Annotated in this window: 18 protein-coding genes; 3 read left to right on the top strand and 15 right to left on the bottom strand. The window is 64.2% G+C overall.

Going from position 1 to position 19,639, the window contains the following annotated elements; all coding sequences use genetic code 11:
• Positions 1 to 1,008 precede the first annotated feature (1,008 nt).
• Positions 1,009 to 1,527, top strand: a complete 519-nt coding sequence (locus ACNH6H_RS15930) for a hypothetical protein (protein ID WP_418319032.1) — start codon at positions 1,009 to 1,011, stop codon at positions 1,525 to 1,527.
• 2,019 nt (positions 1,528 to 3,546) lie between these two features.
• Here ACNH6H_RS15930 and ACNH6H_RS15925 read toward each other — a convergent pair.
• Genes ACNH6H_RS15925 through ACNH6H_RS15915 form a run of 3 tightly spaced genes read right to left on the bottom strand, consistent with a single transcriptional unit; the run spans position 3,547 to position 5,991 of the window.
• Positions 3,547 to 4,362: a hypothetical protein gene (locus tag ACNH6H_RS15925; RefSeq protein ID WP_418319031.1), complete on the bottom strand. Its 816-nt coding sequence runs from the start codon at positions 4,360 to 4,362 to the stop codon at positions 3,547 to 3,549.
• Positions 4,363 to 4,406: 44 nt separating this feature from the next.
• Complete coding sequence (locus ACNH6H_RS15920) at positions 4,407 to 5,612, bottom strand: hypothetical protein (protein ID WP_418319030.1); 1,206 nt, start codon at positions 5,610 to 5,612, stop codon at positions 4,407 to 4,409.
• Positions 5,613 to 5,625: 13 nt separating this feature from the next.
• The gene (locus ACNH6H_RS15915) at positions 5,626 to 5,991 is read right to left on the bottom strand and encodes a hypothetical protein (RefSeq protein WP_418319029.1); all 366 of its coding nucleotides are present in this window, start codon (positions 5,989 to 5,991) and stop codon (positions 5,626 to 5,628) included.
• Positions 5,992 to 6,209: 218 nt separating this feature from the next.
• On the opposite strand from ACNH6H_RS15915, the gene ACNH6H_RS15910 reads away from it, so the two are divergent.
• Positions 6,210 to 7,574 (top strand): helix-turn-helix transcriptional regulator, encoded by a 1,365-nt coding sequence (locus ACNH6H_RS15910; protein ID WP_418319027.1) that lies wholly within the window; start codon positions 6,210 to 6,212, stop codon positions 7,572 to 7,574.
• 286 nt (positions 7,575 to 7,860) lie between these two features.
• Positions 7,861 to 8,388 carry an RNA polymerase sigma factor gene (locus ACNH6H_RS15905; protein WP_418319026.1) on the top strand — a complete coding sequence of 176 codons (528 nt, stop codon included), beginning with the start codon at positions 7,861 to 7,863 and terminating at the stop codon, positions 8,386 to 8,388.
• A 148-nt stretch (positions 8,389 to 8,536) separates the two neighbouring features.
• Here the strand turns inward: ACNH6H_RS15905 and ACNH6H_RS15900 are convergent, their stop codons facing one another.
• The 12 genes from ACNH6H_RS15900 to ACNH6H_RS15845 form a co-directional block, all read right to left on the bottom strand.
• Entirely contained in the window at positions 8,537 to 9,526 is a 990-nt protein-coding gene (locus ACNH6H_RS15900) for a Bug family tripartite tricarboxylate transporter substrate binding protein (protein ID WP_418319024.1), read from the bottom strand.
• 69 nt (positions 9,527 to 9,595) lie between these two features.
• Positions 9,596 to 10,645, bottom strand: coding sequence for a hydrogenase expression/formation protein HypE (hypE, locus tag ACNH6H_RS15895; RefSeq protein WP_418319022.1), 1,050 nt, complete (start codon positions 10,643 to 10,645; stop codon positions 9,596 to 9,598).
• Positions 10,642 to 11,796: a hydrogenase formation protein HypD gene (gene hypD / locus ACNH6H_RS15890; RefSeq protein ID WP_418319021.1), complete on the bottom strand. Its 1,155-nt coding sequence runs from the start codon at positions 11,794 to 11,796 to the stop codon at positions 10,642 to 10,644. The genes hypE and hypD overlap by 4 nt, the downstream gene beginning before the upstream one ends.
• Positions 11,793 to 12,026, bottom strand: a complete 234-nt coding sequence (locus ACNH6H_RS15885; protein ID WP_418319020.1) for a HypC/HybG/HupF family hydrogenase formation chaperone — start codon at positions 12,024 to 12,026, stop codon at positions 11,793 to 11,795. The genes hypD and ACNH6H_RS15885 overlap by 4 nt, the downstream gene beginning before the upstream one ends.
• A 1-nt stretch (position 12,027) precedes the next feature.
• Positions 12,028 to 13,206 carry a carbamoyltransferase HypF gene (locus ACNH6H_RS15880; protein ID WP_418319018.1) on the bottom strand — a complete coding sequence of 393 codons (1,179 nt, stop codon included), beginning with the start codon at positions 13,204 to 13,206 and terminating at the stop codon, positions 12,028 to 12,030.
• Entirely contained in the window at positions 13,203 to 14,111 is a 909-nt protein-coding gene (gene hypB, locus ACNH6H_RS15875; protein WP_418319017.1) for a hydrogenase nickel incorporation protein HypB, read from the bottom strand. The genes ACNH6H_RS15880 and hypB overlap by 4 nt, the downstream gene beginning before the upstream one ends.
• Positions 14,112 to 14,144: 33 nt before the next feature.
• Entirely contained in the window at positions 14,145 to 14,477 is a 333-nt protein-coding gene (locus ACNH6H_RS15870) for a hydrogenase maturation nickel metallochaperone HypA (RefSeq protein ID WP_418321353.1), read from the bottom strand.
• 1 nt (position 14,478) lies between these two features.
• Positions 14,479 to 14,961, bottom strand: a complete 483-nt coding sequence (locus ACNH6H_RS15865; protein WP_418319016.1) for a hydrogenase maturation protease — start codon at positions 14,959 to 14,961, stop codon at positions 14,479 to 14,481.
• A complete protein-coding gene (locus ACNH6H_RS15860) occupies positions 14,958 to 16,436 on the bottom strand; it encodes a Ni/Fe hydrogenase subunit alpha (RefSeq protein WP_418319014.1) in 1,479 nt (492 codons plus the stop codon). Before ACNH6H_RS15860 ends, ACNH6H_RS15865 begins: the two co-directional genes overlap by 4 nt.
• A gap of 5 nt (positions 16,437 to 16,441) precedes the next feature.
• Entirely contained in the window at positions 16,442 to 17,032 is a 591-nt protein-coding gene (locus ACNH6H_RS15855) for an NADP oxidoreductase (RefSeq protein WP_418319012.1), read from the bottom strand.
• Positions 17,019 to 17,759: a 2Fe-2S iron-sulfur cluster-binding protein gene (locus ACNH6H_RS15850; protein WP_418319011.1), complete on the bottom strand. Its 741-nt coding sequence runs from the start codon at positions 17,757 to 17,759 to the stop codon at positions 17,019 to 17,021. Before ACNH6H_RS15850 ends, ACNH6H_RS15855 begins: the two co-directional genes overlap by 14 nt.
• A complete protein-coding gene (locus tag ACNH6H_RS15845) occupies positions 17,756 to 19,579 on the bottom strand; it encodes an NAD(P)H-dependent oxidoreductase subunit E (RefSeq protein WP_418319010.1) in 1,824 nt (607 codons plus the stop codon). The genes ACNH6H_RS15850 and ACNH6H_RS15845 overlap by 4 nt, the downstream gene beginning before the upstream one ends.
• Between the last annotated feature and the right edge of the window lie 60 nt (positions 19,580 to 19,639).

Here is a 19,639-nt window from a genome sequence, read left to right as displayed (position 1 = left end):
TCCGGGCACGCTATAGGAAACGACAACGCTTGCGCCCGCAACGGAGGGGGTGCAAGAAAACTGCCTGATTGCGCCTGTGCCTCCTGCCACCAAGTTCATCGGAAGAGGCGTGCAGTTGCTCGCGGACATAGATATCACCGTCGGCAGGTTGCGGCCGGTCACCATGCAGTTCATTGCGACGCCGACAACGGGCGGACTGCAGGTTGCGGAATCCACCATGATCGCGTTCGAACCTGGGTTTCTAGATTCGAGATGGTCCAGGATCCCATTGTTGTTGGCATCCGTGACGGTCACAGGCACGTCGACATATTGACGAGCCCAAGTGCCCCAGCCGTTGAACCCTGCAAGTCGAACGATATAGGTGCCCGGTCGTGTCAACCCGAGCCAAAATTCACCATCTGCCGCGCCTGCCCTGGGAACGAATCGGTAGGTTTCGACCGGAACCCCGAGAGGCGCCAACACTTTTGGCGTTGTCCATCGCTGCCATCTGATGAGAGTGGCGGGCATGTGAGGAAATCGCGCAAGGAATGGATTCGCAGTCTCGCGGGCATTCCCTAGGATTCGAATGGCGCTGGCGTCGTCCGGATTGACGGTCACAAGGTCAACTGCACCCGTAAGCTCTGGCAACTGAGCAATCTTGCTTTCAGCAAGTGCAAGTTTCTCGTGAGTCTGATAGTTTGAAGAGGCCGATCCCTTCGGCCATGCCCACCACGCTTTATCAAACGGCCCGAAATCTGCATATAGGTACGCGTTGAGACCGGCATTCAGCTCGGCAGCCGCAAGACGATAATCATTGTCAAAACTGTAGACAGGTCCTACAAAATCGGGGTCAACCGCACCCTCGAATACGACGTTGCCTTCGATCCCAGCCCTACCTAACACAAATGGCTCGAGGGTGGCTTGACCATTTAGCGTTTCATAGGCAGAAATCGTGAGCATTGGTACCAGAGTAAGTCGGAGCGACGCCTCCGCCTTCCCATTCCCACCCACCTTCAGGTCAATTACCGGATGCAACTCTTCGAGCGGCTTGCAGTCGACCAAACCCTGACATTCAATGCCATATGCCATTCGATCAAAACCAAATCTGAACTCCTCCGTGGCATCGATCTTTCCGGTAACGTTTCCTTCAATCTTCAAGCGGAGAGAAAACTCCCCGCTGATTACAACTGGAATTCCAGCGGGAGTTGCAAAAACCTTATAGAACTTCCTTGGTGCAATCAGAGGGGCCTCGTCCTTGATCGTACCCCGACCTTCGGCGACTACGGTCAACGTCTGCAGTACCATTGGCTTCGCTTCAATCATGAGCTTTGCATACTGGAGCGATCCCAAGGTGCTCAGGCGTACGTCGTAGCTGATCGTCGGATCGAAGCTCACGATAGCGGTATTACTGACATCGAACCGCGCTGCGCCTTCTGCCGAGCCCTTGAACGGGCGAACGACTACTTCCTCGCTAGGAAACGTGTCGCTCCCGACGAAAATCTTTATCTCGATGTCAATCGTCTCTCGCCACCCACCGCCTGGCCGTGACAGGAGTTCAAAAGGTTTCGGCGGCTCGCATTTTCTGTCTTCGTCCTCCAGATAGACGCGCGCCTTGACTCTATAAGGAAGCCTACTGGCCGTGTTTGAGGTTGCGCCAAATTCGAAAGCCTGTCTGGCACTAGTGATGCGACCAGTGACAGAGTCTTTGACATCAGCAATCAAAGGGCCAACGGTACCCACTCCAACATCTCGGGCTTCGACATTCGGATCCTCATTGCTGATAATCCCGAAGTCGAATTTGCAGATTCCGACCCGCGAACCAAATAGTGGTGCCCGGTCAGAAGTGGTAGTGGCAGAAAGTAATGTCTCCCCTTTGTGGCCGACTTGCACCTGAATATTTGAAGGCGCGAGGATTAAACCCCAACTGCCGCTGACACTGGTTACCTTGCCAATTTCATAAAAAAATGCAACCGCACGCTTTTGGTCCCTTACAGATAGGATCGTCTTCTTATCCCCCACGGTAGCCACACGACCGGCCTGATAAGTGAGACGCGTGTCGGGCCATGACCGAATCTCCGTGTCAGGCGTCGAGGCCATGCGTATACCTAGGGCCCCAGAGGTACCGCTTGGCGTCGCTTTTGGCAACGCGGGCATCCGAAAGGTCGAGGACAGGTGAATTCCAGTCAGCACCTCATTGAGTGCGACGGGAGATGTCATCACGACGGTCCCGTCATTCGACGGCACCACCCCAGTCACCCTGCGCAGATAGCCCTTGCCTTCCTCGCCTGCAATGACTGACCCGACTGCAGGTGGTAGCGCACCAGCAGGCATCGCCACTGAGTCAGGACCGATGCTGCTGGCCTCCTGCGCCGAGAGAACTCGCACGGGCGCTTCCGATCTTGGCAATGCCGCCATTGCAGCCACCGTCACGGGGAGGCCATTTCCGACCGAGCTCGCTCCTTGCTCGTCAAGGATGACCAACTTGACGAAATATCTGCTACCCGGGACTAGGCTTGCAGTGATGACCCCGGAAGTCTGGCCGACTGTCTCGAGAGCGAGCGTTCCAGGCGACGGAACGAAGCCTTCGTCTGATGACAGATGGAGCTGATAGCGCAGGCGCGCTTCCTCGGTACTGTCATCTGTAGCAGGAAGCCAACTGGCGGTGATCTCGCTGACGGCAACCGATGAGACTTCGACCAATCGACCACCAGTGGGAGCGGCATTTGTCGCAACCACTGGTGGCAACGGCACCGGCGCTGTTGGCGACGAACCAGGCGATCCTGACTGGCCTGAGTCTCCGCCCCCGCCACAGGCAGCGACAACGATGATGACCGCGGCCATCATCCACGTACGGCACAGAGCCAACCACCGATTCAGCTTGATCGCCATGGCCGCTGCCCTCCCGCCTGGTGGTCCAGGGTAAGCAAAACGAGGCCTTTGAGCCCCTAGGGATTCACCGCCCCCTATGTGGGGGGTTTCCTCGTACCGACATATGTGGGAAGCATTCAGGTTTGATGCCCTCCGAGCGCGCATGAGGCTGCACCAATCGCAGGCCCGCCCAGCTGGCCTTTGCAGATGGGAGGGTAGCCGTCGTCGCGTCCATGGAGCTTCTTCCGCGACAGCGCAGGCCAAAATCTGCCCTGTTCAGAATGGACAATTTGAATCCCCAGAAACTGGAGGAAAGGGATACACTTCAGGTTGACGCTCCTGCCTTCACCCGGCCGTGGACGTCAGAGCTGCAAGTCCTTGATGCTGAACGGATGCAGCCTTCTTGAACGAGATTTGGTGGTGGATCCCTGAAGCGCCACCAGAACCAGAGAAGGGCTCGTGAGTCAATGACTCACGAGCCCTTTTTGCACGGTCGTTGATTCTGCTCGAGCGGCCAATGCGACCGCGGTTGATGCATCACATTCGTGCGGTCTCCGACGAGCCCCGGGCCGCCCGGTGACATCTCGGACCGCTGTACCGCCCTTCTGCTGAGCTGCGTCACTGGCTAAGTGCCGACGCCGAGGAAGCCTGGGGAATCGAGGCACGATTGGATCAACCCCATGCGCCTCCCTAAGTCCGTCAGGCACCGAGCTCCATCGGGGCCGCGCCGCCACGGTCGGACGCCGCCCCCGCCCGTTGTTGCATTGGCGGGAGCGTTTTGCGAAAAGCCGCGAACTTGGCATCGAACAGCGCCGCTCGATCGAGGCAGACCTTTGCCGCCGCAGCGTATGCCTCTTTCCAGTACTTCCCGTAGAGGAACGCACCCCAAACCGCCACCACTAGACTGAGAAACGCAAAGAAGGGTAAGCCTTCCTGCGAAAAGACTATCGAGGCGTAAGGACCGACAAATGCCGCCACGCCTGCACCGATTTCCTTGAAGGTCCGCGTGGCCACACCGGGAACCTTAAGCCCTGCGTAAGACAGTGGATGATTCAGCGTATACACCAGCGCAAATATTCCCGCGATCCAATTAAGCAACGGTATCAGTAATAAAACGCCGGCAGCCCATCCTTGATGCTGTTTTTGCAGCATAGGTTCAGCCGCGGTGCGACTGAACTTCCCAGCGCGATCATTCGATTCACCGGTGGACTCGTTGGCAAGTCTCTCCCAAGTGCCATCGCGGGCGTCTGCGGCAAGCGTCAGGATGTGGCCAGGACGAGCCCGGAAGCCGACATCGCTGAGCTGAAGATTGATCTCCTGCCCAGTGTCGAGGTCTCGTACCCAAAGAGCTTGGTGTTCATGAGTAGTGGACTGGGATTGGATATCACGTGTACCTGCGGTCACAACACCGTTGACTGCAAACGCATATGCACCCCCGCCAAAAATTTCGGTCGACGAATATTTTTGGGCATCATGGGACAGAACTTCAGCCCTGTGGAATACGAGCTCGGTCATAACATCCTTTCGAATTATCTGTGATCAGCCGTACAAACAACCGTTCAGCCCCTGACCCGACGAATACTCGACTCGCCATTGGCACCACCGTTGCGAAGCATCTCCTCGATCTTTTCCAGACCGAGCCGCCTCGCCTCCGACAATGGGTAGACGTGCATCTCGAACTGCTCGAATCTTGGAAAGTGGAATGCTTTGTCGCCCAGACGCTTGGTTTCGGTCGTGGAGCCCATCACCGTTGCCACGGCGGCCAGATTCGGATTTGCACCTCGTTCCAGCAGTGCGCGGACCGCGTCATCCTTACCGGCCCAGACCGCCAACAGGATGGCTGGAGTCGGCGCCATCCACCGGCTCTGGACATCATGAACAATGTGAACCCGCCCAGCCGGAACGATCTCCGGGCGTGTCGGGCCGACCATGAAGCCCAGTGACTCGTACAAACCTTTGGTCGGGACCTGGAAACTCCCCATAAGAGCGCGCTCAATCGAGCGCGGTTTATCCAGCTCGGCCGCGCCGATACCTGCTTCACGAAGCGCGCCGGCAATTTCGGCCCCGGGTTTCATCAGCAGAGCCTCGAGTGCATTGCCGCCCCCGCCAGAATCCGTCGGAAAGTAGGTTCGGCCCAGACTACGCATCAAACCAAGCGCGTCGACATTTCCCTCGCTGAGAGCCTTCCATGCGCCTTCATCGGTGTTGTCGAAACCTAGGTCCCTAAGGCGGGCAACTGGCGCGTCTTGCCTGCGGGTCAGCGAATCGATCCCGCTTCGGGTGTCGTTCGCGGTTGCCTGGAGCCGATCCAGCCGAAACACGAACTCACGCAACAGCCCACCATCCGCTTCCCGCGCCTTCACGTAGGCGGAATAGACGGCCAAGCCGACCATCGTTGCGAGGAGCAATGCATACCGCCAGTTCTGCATCGACCGGCGCAACCCTCGCCGCAAGCAACCGACCCACCGAGCGACCCCGGACGATTGCGCACTGGGTGCACCTTCGCGGCCCATCAGCATCAGGGCGATGACGACGGAGAGAACGAATGCCGCCGCAAAGACCGCCGTCAACCAGACGTTCAGCCGCGGCCCCATGAGATCCGTCGCGACCGTCAGCACAGCGGTGCTCAAGCCTGTGGCCAGCAGGGTCGCCGCATTCAACGGGGCAAGTTCCCGCTGCGCGAATGTGCTGACATGGGCAGCCGGCGGCTGACTCGCCGCCGTCGCCACGCCGGCCGGGTTGGTTGTATCGAGTTGCCCGCTCATCGGTCGATGCCGGTCATTGGCTCATCTGCCATCCCGCACTCGTCTTGACGAAGCGGATCGGCATGACCTTCATGTCGCGCTTGTCCCCGCTAGCCATGGTCACTTCGACGTCGCACTTGAAAGCGGCCTTGCCATCTTCCTTGCAGCCGGCCTTCTTCACATCTTCCAGCACCGGTGCCGCCATCGCCTTTGCGCTGCCGCCGAACAGGCCACCGATCGACTTCATCATGGCAGCCTGCTGTTCAAGCACGGGCTTGAGCTCGGATGTCACCAACTCCTTCACTTCCCCGCTGGAGGGCTCGCCCGAGCAACCTGACAGCAGCATGAAAGCGGCAGCGACTGGCGCTGCAAGCGCAAACGTCTTCAAATTCATTTCCATTACTCCCAATCCTGTTTGGTTGCGGTCCAGCATTGAATGAAACACCGCCGATGCATTCCAGCCATACCTTCACCCCCTGTTTGCGGTGGGTCATCTGGACAACAGCCTTCCGCCAAGGGTGAAATGCGTTCACGGGGCACCGCTACGTTAGCCAAGCACGTCGGCCCGCGCATCACCCAGTTGGTATAGGTTTTTTTTAGTTGGATTGGAGACCGGGCTTGGCGATATCGATGGCAGAGGGCATGGATGCCTACGCGCAGGGCCGTTTTCAGGTGGCCATGCGTGCGGCAAGGGAGACAGCAACCGTTGCGGCAAAAAAGGGGGCCCACCATACCGAGGCAGCGGCCAGACTGCTCGAGGCAAAAGTGCTCGTCACGGAATGGCAGATGGGCCCCGCCCTTGAACGCCTGGCGCGCGCCATACCGCTTTTTGAGGGGGAGGGCGATGCCTGCGGCGCGGCGGAAGCGCAACTGCTGGCAGCGTGGTTGGCAGGTCAGTTGCGTCAGACTGACGTCGCGCTCACTTATTCATACGGAGCGTTTGCAACTGGCGAAAAGCTTTCCAATCGCGCGTTGACACAATCTGCTCTGAACTACGCAGGCGTGACCTGCATGTATCTCGGGAAGTGGGATACGTCCAGGCAATGGCTGGAGTCCGCTGTCGGGCCTGAACAACGGTCCGACAACAGGCAGCCGACGAGGGCCAGCTTCAATCTGCTTGCGCTCGACGGTTATCGAACTTTGTGGCGAAGCGCACTGGGCACTGGGACCGTGCCAAGCCCCCAGATTGCAGGCATTGATGAACGACTTCGAGGCTTGGACTACGCCACTTTTTCGATCTACCCGTCCAAGGACGTGCATCTGGACTTCGAACTCCACTCAGCCTGGCTCCATTGCCTGTCGAATACCAGCGGTGGCAACTTGAGATTGGCTCGGGAATCCCTCGACACATGTTTGCGGATGCAAGACAGCCGAAGTTCCTTGGCGCAGTGGTTCGTTCCGTACGCCCATTGCGCGGCAAGCATCGTCTTCCTCGCAGAGGAAAACTGGGCCGCAGCTGCAGCGGCAGCGTCAAGAGCAAGTCAGGCGGCGAGTCGCCGACAAAATCTTCAAGCCGCCTGGCTCGCGCGAATGTTGACCATTCGCGCATTGGAAGAACAAGGGCAAGGCAAGCGGGCAGCACAACAGTGGCGCGCCATGCTTGCCGAAAACCTCGTTCCCGGCTGTTCTGGGGGATCGACCGAACCCATCCAGTTCAAGCCTGAGCGTCACGTCGCGCGAAGTGCCACCGGCAGCAGCGTGAATATCAAGACGGTTTCCATTGGAGGACACCTTGCCGCTTCGGCAGGTTCCAGCGGACTGACCCGGGCCGAAGCGGAAGTCGTCTCGTTGCTCTGCAAAGGCTGCCGAACCAGCGAAATCGCGACAATTCGCAGCACGTCGGTGGGAACGGTGCGGGTCCAGTTGAAGTCGGTGTATCAGAAGACAGGCCTTGGTAGCCAACAGGCACTCATCGCTGCCTTTGCGGGAAACCGATCTCGAGATGAAGAATTTCGCTTCAGTGGCATCGCGCGCCGAGCCTGAGACTTGGACATTCGAGCGACCTCGAACCGGACCCACCGAACCCATGACAATCCCCGGCGGCGCCTTGTCTGACAACTCAGCGCCCAGCTGACCTACGCCACCGCTCGCTACCGGCCGTTACAACTGAGCGGTGCAGGCCCTCAGCAGTACCCACTCCCCTCTCGTCCCCGCCGCAGCAGATCGTGCCAGTCGAAGGACGGCATGTGCCGATCGAGAAAGCAGCCGATCGAACGATGAGACCTCGAGCCATCGCTCGCTGCTGCAGGCATCTGCCGGCGGCGATGCGTTGGCCTTCCGGAACCTGTATCAGCAGACCAGTGCTCGCCTATATGCAGTTGTCCGCCGGATCGTCTGGCTGCGCGATGAAGCCGACCAGGTGTTGCAAGAGGTCTATCTGAAGATCTGGCGCCATGCCGGCGACTTCGATGGCTCGAAGGCGCAACCGCTGACCTGGATGCATCGAATCGCGCACAACCATGCGGTCGATCATCTGCGCCGCGATGCGCTGCGGGTCGGTCTGACTGCAACCCCGCAGTCCGGCTGCGATGTTTCCGATCCGCTGCATCAAGCCGTCGATGGGGCACCGCTTCCTGACGAACACCTGAACCACGTCGAGGAACTGCAGCAGGTGCAGCGCTTGCTCGACACGCTCGGGGCGCGGCAACGGCAGGTGCTGGTGATGAGTTTCTGTGATGGCCTGAGCCATAACGACATTGCGACGCATCTCGGAGTACCGCTCGGTTCGGTGAAAAGCTGGATGCGACGCGGGCTGCAGCAGGTGCGGTCGGCGATCGAACAGCAGCAAGGCCGTTGATACGTCGCCCGTCTACGAGCAGACCGTCACCGAAGTCGTCGAAGCGGCGTTGCGCCGCCGCGGCACGGTCTCCGCGCCGCCGCTCGGCAATGTGACGCTGGTCAAGTGACAACGCGGCCGGTCGATCCGGCCGCGTCTGCAACTTCGCTCAGTCGACCTTCGCGCCCGACACCTTCACGACCTGCGCCCATTTGCGCGTTTCGGCGTCGATGAAGGTGGCAAACTGCGCGCTCGTGATGCCGCTCGGCACCGCGCCCTGGGCGATCAGCCGTTCCTTCATCGCCGGGCTGGCGAGTGCCTTCGCGGTCTCCTGCTGGACCTTGTCGACGATGTCGGCCGGCGTGCCGGCCGGAGCCAGCAGGCCGAACCATGAACTCGCCTCATAGTTCTTCAATGCCGGGCCGCCGACTTCGGCGATCGTCGGCAGGTCCGGCAGTGCCGCCGAGCGGGTCGCGCTGGTCACCGCCAGCGCCTTCAGCTTGCCGGCCTTGATCTGCGGCAGCGCGCTCGGCAGGTTGTCGAACATCAGGTCCATGCTGCCCCCGAGCAGGTCGAGCAGCGCCGGGCCGGAGCCGCGGTACGGAAAGTGGACCATATAAGTGCCGGTCATGCTTTTGAACAGTTCACCGGCCAGATGGATCGATGTGCCATTGCCCGAGCTCGCCATGTTCAGCTTGCCCGGGTTCGCCTTTGCATGTCGGATCAGGTCGGCCACGGTATTGATGCCGTACTGCTGCGCCTTCGCCGGATTCATCACCAGCACGTTTGGTACTGCGGCAACCAGCGTCACCGGAACAAAATCCTTCACCGGGTCGTACGGCAGCTTCGGGTAGAGGCTCGAATTGATGCCGTGCGTGCCGACCGTGCCCATCAGGAAGTTGTAGCCGTCACCGGCTGAACGGGAGACATCGGCCGCGCCGATGTTGCCGCCGGCACCCGGCTTGTTGTCGATGATGAAGGTCTGACCGAAGGCGCGCTGCAACTCCGGCGCCAGCGCACGGGCGAGGATGTCGGTCGTGCCACCGGCGGCAAACGGCACGACGATGCGAACATTTTTCGTCGGCCACGACTGGGCCTGTGCGGCAAACGGAAAGCCTGCGGCCAAGACAAGGGCAAGCAGGCGGCGGCGATTGAACATGACAACTCCAGAAAACGGGGAGCCCGGAGTGTGCAGCATTCGACGGCGCTGCGTGCGCCGCCGCCAAGGTCAGCAGATCCGCGGCAGGGGCTCGCCGGACAGCCAATCGACCATCCGGCGACCGCCGAAAGCGGTCGCCATCTGCACGAAGTGGTGCGGATCGTCGGTGACGGTGCCGATGCACGCCGCCTGATGGCCGAGCGGATGAGCCCGCCAGGCCGCCAGCGCATCCTGCACGAATGGAGCTGCACAGATCGCGACGCACTTGCCTTCGTTGGCGATATACAGCGGGTCGAGGCCGAGCAGTTCACAGGCCGCCTCGACCTGAGGCCGCACCGGTATCGCCGTTTCGTCGAGCACCATGCCGACAGACGACTGGCGGGCAATCTCGTTCAGCGTCGTCGCCAGCCCGCCGCGGGTCGGATCGCGCAGCACCCGGATCGCGCCCTCCGGCACTGCCGCGAGCAGTTGCCCGACCAGCGTGTGCAACGCGGCCGAGTCCGATTCGATCGTCGTCTCGAAATCAAGCGATTCGCGGCGTGACAACACCGCGACACCATGATCGCCGATCGTGCCGGACAGCAGCACCGCATCGCCGGGCCGCGCCAGTGCGCCGTCCAGGCAGCGACCGGGCGGCAGCGCACCGATGCCGGTCGTCGAGATGAAGACACCGTCCGCCTTGCCGGCTTCGACCACCTTGGTATCGCCGGCGACCACCGGCACGCCGGCCTCGCGCGCCGCCGCAGCCATCGATTCGACGATCCGCCGCAGTTCGGCCAGCGCAAAACCCTCCTCGAGGATGAAGCTGGCGCTGAGGTACAGCGGCACCGCGCCCATCATCGCGACATCGTTGATCGTGCCGTGCACCGCGAGGCTGCCGATGTCGCCGCCAGGGAAAAACAACGGCGTGATCACATGGGCATCGGTCGCGACGACCAGCCGGTGGCCGGCCGGCGGGCTGACGACGGCGCCATCGTTGCCGGCGCGAAGAAACAGGTTGTCGAAGGCGCGGACAAACAGTTCGTCGACCAGCTGCGCGGTGGCCCGGCCGCCGGCGCCATGGTTCATGTCGACCTGGCCATTGCGCAGGTCGAGCGGGCGCACATAGGCCTTTTTCATGCCGCCGTCGCCTCATCCGCGAGCACCGGAATGCTCCGGAAGCGGCCATAGGTGTAGTGCGCGGCACAGGCGCCCTCGGACGACACCATGCACGAGCCCATCGGGGTTTCCGGCGTGCAGACGCTGCCGAACAGCTTGCATTCGGTCGGCGCCTTCACGCCGCGCAGGATGGCGCCGCATTCGCATTGCTTGTGGTCAGGCACGGCTGAATAACTCAGCGCATGGCGAGCCTCGGCATCGAAGCGGGCAAATGCCGGCCGGATGCGCAGTGCGCTGCGCGCCACTTCGCCGAGGCCACGCCACTCGAAACTGTCGCGGCATTCGAACACCTCGTCGATCACCTGCTGCGCCGCGCGGTTGCCCTGCCGGCTGACCGCACGCGTGAACTCGTTCTCGACCTCGGCCCGGCCTTCGTTGATCTGGCGCACCAGCATCAGGATCGCCTGCATCACGTCCAGCGGTTCGAAGCCGGCGATCACCACCGGCTTGCGGTAGGTCGCGGCAAAGCCCTCATAGGGTTGCGAGCCGATCACGATGCTGACGTGGGCTGGCCCGACAAAACCGTCGATCGGCACGCTGCCGAGTTGCCGGGCCTCGGCCGCATCGAGCAGGTGGGTGATCGCCGCCGGCGTCAGCACGTGGTTGCACAACACGCTGAAATTGCCGAGGTTCTCCGCAGCCGCCTGGCGGATCACCAGCGCAGTTGGCGGCGTCGTCGTTTCGAAGCCGATCGCCAAAAAGACCACCTCGCGTTGCGGATTCGCCCGCGCCAGACGCAGCGCATCGGCAGCCGAATAGACCATGCGGACGTCCGCACCGCGCGCCTTCGCCCGCAGCAACGACAAGCCGTCGGACGCCGGCACGCGCATCACGTCGCCGTAAGTGCACAACAGCACCCCGCGATCGAGTGCGAGCCGGATCGCGAGGTCGATGCGGCCGATCGGCAATACGCAGACCGGGCATCCGGGGCCGTGGATCATCCGCAGATTGGCCGGCAACAATTCGGTGATGCCGTAACGCGAGATCGCATGGGTGTGGCCGCCGCAGAATTCCATCAAGCGATAGCGGCGCGCCGGCTCGACCTCGGCAGCGAGCCGGGCCGCGAGCTTCGCGGCGAGTGCACCATCGCGGTATTCGTCGACAAATTTCATCCCGCCGCCCCTCGCACCGTGGCGATCTCGCCGAACAATTCGAGCGTGCGCTGCGCCTCTTCCGGATCGAGCACACCGATCGCATGGCCGACATGCACGATCACATAGCAGCCGACCGCGACGCCGGGCGTCAATGCCAGCGAGATTTCCTTGCGCACGCCACCGAGTTCGCCGACGGCGATCTCGTCATCCCGAATCTCGACGACCAGCGCCGGCAAGGCAAGACACATCTCAGACCTCCATCTCGAGCGGTACCGATGCCCGGGCCGGCGCCGCACCGGCGGCAACCTGGCAGGCGGCAACCCAGGCTTGCCCGAGCGCGAGCCCGGCATCGCCACAACCGATTGCCCGCGGTGCATGGACAACCAGGCCGGCCCGCCGCAAACGCCGCGTCAGCTGCTCCGACAACACCCGGTTCATGAAACAACCGCCACCAAAAACGACGTGGCGCACCTGCGCCGCGCCGGCCGCCGCGACGACGATCCGCGCCAGGACCGCGGCCAATGCGAGGTGAAATGTCGCGGCGCCGCGGCCGACCGCTGCCGGGTCGCAACGGTCGACGTCGAACAGATCGGCGACGACCTGCCTCAACTCGGCCGCATCGACCTCGGGCTCGTCGCCGCGATGCGCCTTCAGCCAGTCGGCGGCGCGATGCTCGAGCAGCACCGCCGCCTCGGCCTCCTGGCCCTGCCGGACACTGAGGCCGAGCGCGCCGGCCGCGGCATCGAACCAGCGGCCTGCGCTGGTGGTCGACGGGCAGTTCAGGCGGCGGTCGAGCATCGTCGCGACGGTGCGCGCCGCCAGCGCGCCGACCAGCGACGAAAAACGTGGCTCGATCTCGCCGCATCGCCCTGCCGCATGCAGCACCGCGGCAGCAACACGCCACGGCTCGCGCGCCGCCACATCGCCGCCCGGCAGCGCGATCGTCTCGAGATGCCCGACGCGTGCCCAACGGTCGGCGCAATGGCCACCGCCGACATGCAGCACCTCGCCGCCCCACGCGGTGCCGTCCGAGCCGAGGCCGACGCCGTCGAGCGCGATACCGATGACCGGGTCGGCGAGCCCCTGTTCGGCGATCACCGCGGCAACATGGGCATGGTGGTGCTGTACGCCGATCGCCGGCACGCCGAGACGGGCCGCCAGCGCCTGCGCAACGGCAGTGCTGTGGAAGTCCGGGTGCAGGTCGTGCGCGATTGCATCGATCGGCCCGCTGGCAAGCTCGCACAAGCGGTCGACCGACCGCTCCAGCGCGATGCACGGGCCGGGCGAGCCGAGGTCGCCATGGATCGCCGACCGCAACACCAGCCGATCCTCGAGCAGGCAGGCGCGGCTTTTCAGGAAGGCACCGCAGGCCAGCACGCGTGCCGGTGCACGCAGCGGCAATGCCAGGCGGGCATGGCGCATCGTCATCCGGCCTTCTCCAGCACCGGGCGCAGGTGCGCCTGGACATCGCGGACGCGCCGATCGAGTGGCGAATCGCCGCCCGCGCCCGGCCGTTCGCCGAGCAACCAGTCGACCCAGCGCTCGAGCCCGTCACCGGTTCGCGCCGACAGCAGCATCACCTCGATGTCGGGGTTGACGCGCCGAGCAAAGTCGATGCAGCGCTGCAGATCGAAGTCGACATGCGGCAGCAGATCGATCTTGTTGATCACCATCAGTCCGGCGGCGGCAAACATGTCGGGGTATTTGGCCGGCTTGTCGTCGCCTTCGGTGACCGACAGGATCGCAACCTTGGCCTGCTCGCCGAGATCCCACAACGCCGGGCAGACCAGATTGCCGACATTTTCGATCAGCAGCAGCGCACCGATCTCGCTGGCGGCATCGTGGTGTGCGGCGGCGTGCAGCGGCAGGCGTTCGAATGCCGCGGCCACCATCCGCGCATCGAGATGGCAACCCTTGCCGGTATTGACCTGCACTGCGGCCGCGCCGCTGGCACGGATCCGCTCGGCGTCGTGGCTGGTCTGCTGGTCACCTTCGATCACAGCCAATGGCAGCCCCGGCGCGCGCCGCTGCAGGAGGCCGATGGTCGCGCACAGCAGGCTGGTCTTGCCAGCACCGGGACTCGATACCAGGTTGTACGCGCTCACGCGGTGCGCAGCGAAATGCGCACGGTTGCGGTCCGCCAGGCGCTGATTGGCACCGAGCACGTCGGCTTCCAGCTTGATCGCGCGCGCCTGGCTCATGCCAGGCACCGACACCCGCGCGGCGCCGGCGCCGAAGTCGAGCCTGAGTGTGTCGTCGGCGCTCGCCGGTCCTGCTCCGGCCGCCACCGGCATGTTCCGTTTCGCATCGCCACATCCACAAACCACGCACATCCTGTTCCCCTTCGGCTCAACGCGACTAGCTGCTCACTCGACCAGCATGTCGACCAGTTTCAATTCGCTCCCCGCGGTCACGACCAGGCCGCCGGCACCGCAGTCCGCACAGGCCTGCCAGCGGTCGGTCATCTCGGATTCGCGCCCGCATTCGCGGCAGCGGCCACGGCCGCGTGCTTCGTCGATCGCGAGCTCGGCGCCTTCGAGCAGCGTGCCGGGCGCGATCGACTCGAGCGCAAAACGCAATGCGCCGGCCTCGACACAGGACAGCGTTAGCACCATCAGGTGCAATTCGCGAACCCGCCGAAAAGGCTCTCGCTGCGCCGCCTCCTCGACCAGTTGCAGGATGCTGCCGGCAATGCTCATTTCATGCACGGCGCAGCTCCGGCAGCCGCTGCTCGCGCAGCCAGCGCAGCGCAAGCACGAGCGCCCGTTCGAGGTTGCGCCGTGCGGCATCGCTGAGCGCTTCACCGAGCCCGAAGCGCTCGCCCGCGATGGCCAGTTGCCAGGCAGGCGGCGGCCGGCCGTGCAACTGGGCGGCCACGCACAGCACCGCCTGCGGGCGCAACGCATGGCTGGCCACCGGTACCCGTTCGTCGGCATCAAGCGGCACGATGCCGGCGGCATCGACGACGCCTGGCCGCGCAGCATCGACAAACAGCACCGCAGCCCGCCCTTCCAGATCGGCCGCATGTTCGACCTGCAACTGGAAATCGGTCAGCAGTTCCACCTCGCCGTCGCGGTCGACCGCTGCATCGTGCAGCCGCTGCAGCAGCAGCGGGCCGAGCGCATCGTCACCGCGACTCGGATTGCCGACCGCCAGCACGAGCAAGCGCGCGGGCCTCGTCATGCCGCCCGCCCGAAATGCCCGTCGCCATCGCGCAGCACGCGGTCACGCAGGCCGCCCGACGCGTCGACCAGGTCGACCTCGAGCGGCATGCTGCCGAGTGCATGCGTCGCGCAACTGAGGCAGGGGTCGTAGGCACGCACCGCGACCTCGATGTGGTTCAGCAGGCCTTCGCTGATCGCGCGTCCGTCGAAATAGCGATCGGCCACACTGCGGATCGATTCGTTCATCGCCCGGTTGTTGTGGGTCGTGCTGACGATCAGGTTGCACCACGTGACCAGATCGTCGTCGCCGATCGCATAGTGGTGGATCAGCGTACCGCGCGGCGCCTCGATCACGCCGACGCCTTCGCGCAGCGACGGCCGCTGCCCGGGCAACGGCGCGACGAGGTCGCCGCCGAGCAGGGCCTCGTCGTCGAGGATGTCGGCGATGACTTCCATCGCATGCAGCATCTCGATCATCCGCGCCCAGTGGTAGGCGAGCGTCGCCTGCGCCGGCCCGTCGGCAAGCAGGCGTTGCCGCTGCGCCTCGGCACGCGGGCTCGGCACGAGATCGCAGTTGTGCATCCGTGCCAGCGGGCCGACCCGGTACCAGCCGGCATCGGGACCGAGCGCGCGCAGATGCGGAAATTTCATGTACGTCCACGGCTCGGTCCGCTCCTCGATCAGGTCGAGGTACTGCTGGACGTCCGCGCCATCGACGAGCAGCCGGCCGGCGGGGTCGCGGGCGCGCAGCACGCCGTCGTAGAGGTCGAGCGCGCCGCTGCGATCGACGATCGACAGCCAGTTCGACGCAAAACTGCCGAAATGGTCGTAGAGCTCGCGGTCTTTCGCATGCAGCTGCGCGACCAGTTCGACCGCCTGCTCGCACCACGCAATCATTTGCGGCACCTGCGCGGCCAAGCCGTCGCGGTCGGCCGCCGTCAGGTGTCGATTGACGCCGCCAGGCACCGAGCCGGTGCCGTGCACGCGTTTGCCGGCGGTCAGGCGGATCACCTCCTGACCGAACTTGCGCAGTGCGACGCCCTGCCGCGCGAGGTCGGGAAAAGCGGCGGCGAGGCCGACAATGTTGCGCCGGGTCACCTCGCTGTCGAAACCGAACAGCAGGTCTGGCGACGATAAATGGAAGAAGTGCACCGCATGCGACTGCATGATCTGCCCGTAATGCATCAGCCGGCGCATCGCCTGCGCCGTCGGTGGGATCCCGGCCACGCCGAGCGCGACATCGATCGCCTTGCTGGCCGCGAGGTGGTGCGAGACCGGGCAGATGCCGCACAGCCGCTGCACCATCACCGGCACCTCCCAGTACGGCCGGCCGACGATGAAGCTCTCGAAGCCGCGGAATTCGACGATGTGCAGCCGCGCCTGCTGCACACGGTCCTGCGCGTCGAGCAGCAGCGTGACCTTGCCGTGCCCCTCGACACGCGATACCGGATCGATGGCGACCCGGCGCAGAGGTGGTGCAGGATTCGCTGACATCTCGTTCAGTCGTAATGGATCAGGCCATGGCCGAGCTGCGGCTCGCGGCCGTCGAGCAGCGCGGTCAGAAAGGCCCAGATCGCATCCGCGCTCGGCGGGCAGCCGGGCAGGAAATGGTCGATCCGGACCACTTCGTGGATCGGGTGCACATGGGCCAGCGGCAGCGGCAGCTCCGGATCATTCGGCACCTGGCTGCCCGCGCCGAGACCGGGGCGCTGCTGATAGACATCGGTCAGGATGCGGCCGATATCGAGCGCATTGCGCTGCGCCGGCAACCCGCCGGTGATCGCGCACGCACCGACCGCGACCAGCAGCTTGCAGCGGGCGCGGAACTCGCGCAGCACGAGCACGTTTTCCGCATTGCACAGGCCGCCTTCGATCAGGCCGATGTCGCACGGGCCGCAGTGTTTCAGGTCGGTCAGCGGCGACCGGTCGAAGTCGACCCGTTCGAACAGAACGAACAGGCGCTCGTCGAGATCGAGCAGCGACATGTGGCAGCCGAAGCAGCCGGCCAGCGATACCGTCGCCAGCCGCGGCTTGGGCCGAGCTTGCTCATCGGACCGGGGCGCGCGGTCAGGTCGCTCAATCGCCGTCATCGTCGCTACCTCCGTCGCGCTGTTCGCCTTGTTCGGAGATCGGCGCACGGTCGAATCGGCGCTCGCCGATCGGCACCGCAAATCCGCGCCGCTTCGGCAGTATTGCACCGACCGGGCAGACGCTGGCGGCAAAGTCGCCGGCCGAAAAACTGCTGTCGCCGAGCTTGCCGCTGGCTGAATTGACGAGCAGCTGCACACCGACGCCATGGCCGCCGATCGCGAACACGTCCTTGCCGTCGACCTCATGGCTGGCGCGCACACACAGCTTGCACAGGATGCAGCGGTTCAGCTCGAGCCACATGTCCGGGTGGCTGGCATCGACCGGCCGCAGCGGATAGAACTCCTCGAATTTCGGCCCGGTCATGCCCATCTCGTAGGCGGTGGCCTGCAGCAGGCAGTCGCCGCTTTTTTCGCAGCCGGGACAGAAATGGTTGCCTTCGACAAACAGCATCTGCAGCAGCATGCGGCGCTTGCCATCGAGTTCGGCGCTGCGGTTTTCGACCTGCGCATCGGGCGTCGCACGGGTCGTGCAGGCGGCGACGAGTCGGCCGTCGACCTTCACCGTACACAACCGGCAGGCACCGCTCTGGCCGAGCCTGGGATGCCAGCACAGGTGCGGGATATGGTGCCCGGCCCTGTTTGCCGCGGCGAGCAGCGTCTCCCCCTCCTCGAACGACACGGCCTGCTGGTCGAGCACGAAACAGGGCTGGTCGGCGCGGTTGCTCATCCCTGCCGCTCCAGGTGGGCGCCGGCATCGTCGCGGCCGGTGACATGGCGCGCCGGCGCCAGTTCGGCATCGAGATCGAAGGCCGGCGTGAAACGGGGCGACTGCAGCCGACGTTCATAAGCCGGGCGGAAGCGCAGCAGCGTATCGCGCAGCGGATTGGTTGCGCTCGCGCCGAGACCGCAGTGCGTCGTGCCATGCAGCAATGCCTCCAGCTCGCGCAACTCGCCTTCGTCGAACATCGAGCCATGGCCGGCCGCCAGCTTGTCCATCCGGCGCACCACCAGCTCGGTGCCGACCCGGCATGGCGTGCAGAAACCGCAGCTTTCGTGGGCGAAGAAGTGGCTGAAATTGCGCGCGACGTCGAACATGTCGCGGGTCTGGTCGAACACCATCAACGCGCCAGCGGTCGGCACATCCTCGAACCCGATGCGCCGGCCGAATTCATCGGCGGCAAGGCAGATGCCGGACGGGCCGCCAACCTGAACCGCCTGGGTGCGCTGCGCGCCGCAGTCGTGCAGCATTTGCTCGATCGAGGTACCGAACGGGTATTCGTAGATGCCGGGCCGCTCGCAGTCGCCACTGATCGAATGGACCTTGGTGCCGCTGCTTTGCGGCGTGCCGATCGCTGCCCACCATGCCCCGCCGCGCTCGGCGATGTGGGCTGCCGCGCAGAAGGTCTCGACGTTGTTGACGACGGTCGGCTGGCCGAGATACCCCCGCTCGACCGGAAACGGCGGGCGGATCCGCGGCGTGCCGCGTTTGCCCTCGAGCGACTCGATCAGCGAACTTTCCTCGCCGCAGACATAGGCGCCGGCGCCGATGTGGATCTCGATCTCGAGGTCGAAACCCGGCTCGCCGAGGATGTTCCTGCCGAGCAGGCCCTGCGCACGGCGACGTTCCAGCACCGCCTGCAGCGACTCCAGCAGATAGCGGTATTCACCGCGCAGGTAAAGGAATGCGTGGCGTGCACCGAGCACGCGGGCCGCAATCGTCATGCCCTCGATCACCGCATCGGGCTGGCAACTCAGCAGCACCCGGTCCTTGAAGGTGCCGGGCTCCCCCTCATCGGCGTTGCAGACGACGATTCGGCTGCCTCCAGGCAGCACCGGTGCGCGCCGGCACAGCCGCCACTTGTCGGCGGTGCGGAATCCTGCGCCGCCTCGGCCGCGCAGGCGCGAGCCGTCGATTTCGGCAAGCGTGGCCTCGGCGCCGCGTGCCAGGCAGGCCTGCAGGCCGGCGCCGAGCATCGGCGCAGCGGCCAGCAGTTGATCGCTGCGCCGCAGCTGCGGGTCGACCTGTTGCCATTGCGCCGGCCAGTCGACCACCGGAACCCGCGCGAGCACCAGTTCCGCCAGTTCGGCGACACGTTCGCTGTTCATCCGGGTCAGCACCTGATGCTGGTTGACCAGCAGAGCCGGGCCCTGGTCGCCCATTCCGGTGCACGACGTGAAGCCGGTGCTGACCAGGCCGCCCGTCGAGATCTGGCCAGGCACGATGCCGAGCTGGCGGCACAACTCGGCGGCCAGCACGCGGCTGCCCGCCATCTGGTCGATGATGTTGTCGCTCCACAGCAAGTGGTATTCACCAACCGGCTGCAGGTGGAAAAAACGGTAGAAGCTCGCGACCCCGCCGACGATCGCCGGCGTCAGCTGAACTCCGGCGGCGATCGTCGCGATCGCTTCGTGCGGCAGCCAGCGCGTGATGGCCTGGACTTCGCGCAGGATCTGTACCAGCGCATCGCGCCGTCCGCCATGCCGACGCACCACCGCATCGACGGCGGCGAGGTCGATGGGGGCAGAGTCATCGGCGAAATCCGGCATGGCAAGCCCAGTTGAGCATGCCGGCGGCGCCCCGCCATTGATTTATGTCAGGCTTGCTTC

It is taken from the genome of Pseudideonella sakaiensis, assembly GCF_048320135.1.
Lineage (GTDB): Bacteria > Pseudomonadota > Gammaproteobacteria > Burkholderiales > Burkholderiaceae_C > Ideonella_A > Ideonella_A sakaiensis_A.
This window is presented reverse-complemented; position numbering and strand designations above follow the sequence as displayed.

Bases quoted from the DNA above. Each gene is read 5' to 3' on its own strand.
- ACNH6H_RS15930 (WP_418319032.1), top strand. From the start codon at position 1,009: ATGCAACTCTTCGAGCGGCTTGCAGTCGACCAAACCCTGACATTCAAT.
- ACNH6H_RS15925 (WP_418319031.1), bottom strand. From the start codon at position 4,362: ATGACCGAGCTCGTATTCCACAGGGCTGAAGTTCTGTCCCATGATGCC.
- ACNH6H_RS15920 (WP_418319030.1), bottom strand. From the start codon at position 5,612: ATGAGCGGGCAACTCGATACAACCAACCCGGCCGGCGTGGCGACGGCG.
- ACNH6H_RS15915 (WP_418319029.1), bottom strand. From the start codon at position 5,991: ATGGAAATGAATTTGAAGACGTTTGCGCTTGCAGCGCCAGTCGCTGCC.
- ACNH6H_RS15900 (WP_418319024.1), bottom strand. From the start codon at position 9,526: ATGTTCAATCGCCGCCGCCTGCTTGCCCTTGTCTTGGCCGCAGGCTTT.
- hypE (WP_418319022.1), bottom strand. From the start codon at position 10,645: ATGAAAAAGGCCTATGTGCGCCCGCTCGACCTGCGCAATGGCCAGGTC.
- hypD (WP_418319021.1), bottom strand. From the start codon at position 11,796: ATGAAATTTGTCGACGAATACCGCGATGGTGCACTCGCCGCGAAGCTC.
- ACNH6H_RS15885 (WP_418319020.1), bottom strand. From the start codon at position 12,026: ATGTGTCTTGCCTTGCCGGCGCTGGTCGTCGAGATTCGGGATGACGAG.
- ACNH6H_RS15880 (WP_418319018.1), bottom strand. From the start codon at position 13,206: ATGACGATGCGCCATGCCCGCCTGGCATTGCCGCTGCGTGCACCGGCA.
- hypB (WP_418319017.1), bottom strand. From the start codon at position 14,111: ATGTGCGTGGTTTGTGGATGTGGCGATGCGAAACGGAACATGCCGGTG.
- ACNH6H_RS15870 (WP_418321353.1), bottom strand. From the start codon at position 14,477: ATGAGCATTGCCGGCAGCATCCTGCAACTGGTCGAGGAGGCGGCGCAG.
- ACNH6H_RS15865 (WP_418319016.1), bottom strand. From the start codon at position 14,961: ATGACGAGGCCCGCGCGCTTGCTCGTGCTGGCGGTCGGCAATCCGAGT.
- ACNH6H_RS15860 (WP_418319014.1), bottom strand. From the start codon at position 16,436: ATGTCAGCGAATCCTGCACCACCTCTGCGCCGGGTCGCCATCGATCCG.
- ACNH6H_RS15855 (WP_418319012.1), bottom strand. From the start codon at position 17,032: ATGACGGCGATTGAGCGACCTGACCGCGCGCCCCGGTCCGATGAGCAA.
- ACNH6H_RS15850 (WP_418319011.1), bottom strand. From the start codon at position 17,759: ATGAGCAACCGCGCCGACCAGCCCTGTTTCGTGCTCGACCAGCAGGCC.
- ACNH6H_RS15845 (WP_418319010.1), bottom strand. From the start codon at position 19,579: ATGCCGGATTTCGCCGATGACTCTGCCCCCATCGACCTCGCCGCCGTC.